Here is a 1,218-nt window from a genome sequence, read left to right on the forward strand (position 1 = left end):
TCTGATGAGCCTGCCCAAGCCCTCGCCCGCCCTGGTCGCGGCGGTGCACGCGGGCGCCGACTACCTGGCCGCCCACGCCATCCATGATCAGGCCTGGACCGGCGGGAAGGACACCGAAGGCGGCCGCCGCCTGACGCCCAAGCCGGGCGCCGGACCGCTCTGGGCCCGCTACTACGCCGCCGTCACCAACCGCCCGGTGTTCGGCGACCGCGACAAGACCATCCACGACGACGTCAACGAGCTGACCCTCGAGCGGCGCAATGGCTACGCTTGGTTCAACACCAGCCCCCAAAAGGCGCTGGACGCTTACGCCGTCTGGAAAAAGGCCCATCCGGCGGCCGGTTGAGGCGGCGTCACAAACCCGTCGCCGAACCCTCGTCGAAGCGTCGCAGGCTTGCCCTAACACCCCGGACCTTCAACGCCCGCAAAGGGCCGAGGTCGGAGGGGTTCCATGCTCATCAAATCTGCACGCCATGCCTTGCTGGCGGCGAGCGCGCTCGGCGTGCTCGCGATCGCTTCGATCGCCCACGCGGCGGACGCTCCGGCCCCCGCCGCCGCCACGCCGGCCGAGCCCGACGACGCCGTCGAGCAACTGCTGGTCACCAGCCTGTCGACCACCCGTTCGGCCGTGCAGCTCAGCGGCTCGGAAATGCAGAAGATCCTGCCCGGCCTGTCGCCGCTGAAGGCCATCCAGACCCTGCCCGGCGTGCTCTATGTGACGGCCGATCCGTGGGGCAACAACGAGCAGAACACCTCGCTGTTCATCCACGGCTTCAACGGCCAGCAGTTGGGCTACACCCTGGACGGCGTGCCGCTGGGCGACCAGAGCTACGGCAACTACAACGGCCTGTCGCCGCAGCGCGCGGTGATCAGCGAAGTGGTCGGCAAGGTGATCCTGTCTTCGGGCGCCGGCTCGCTGGGCACCGCCTCGACCAGCAACCTCGGCGGCGCGGTCGAGACCTTCACCAACGACCCGCGCGCCGAGTTCGGCGGCCAGTTCAACCAGACCCTGGGCAGCTACGACACAACCCGCACCTTCGTTCGCCTGGACAGCGGCACGTTCGGCGGAAACAACGCGCTCTACTTCGCCTACGCCCATCAGAAGGCCAAGGCCTGGGACTTCAACGGCAAGCAGGGCGGCGATCAGGCCAATCTGAAATATGTCCGCGACGGCGAGGCCGGCAAGCTGACCTTCTATCTGTCCTATTCGGACAAGAC

2 protein-coding genes are annotated in these 1,218 nt (G+C 67.9%); both read left to right on the forward strand.

What is annotated here, in order from left to right:
* Nucleotides 1-346: pectate lyase (locus AC1DZ6_RS25465; RefSeq protein WP_477099868.1), on the forward strand; the 346-nt coding region annotated here is incomplete at its 5' end.
* A 105-nt stretch (nt 347-451) separates the two neighbouring features.
* Nucleotides 452-1,218 (forward strand): TonB-dependent receptor plug domain-containing protein (locus tag AC1DZ6_RS25470; RefSeq protein WP_477099869.1); only part of this gene is annotated, 767 nt, incomplete at its 3' end.

It is taken from the genome of Caulobacter sp. P1_B12_2, from assembly GCF_056406675.1.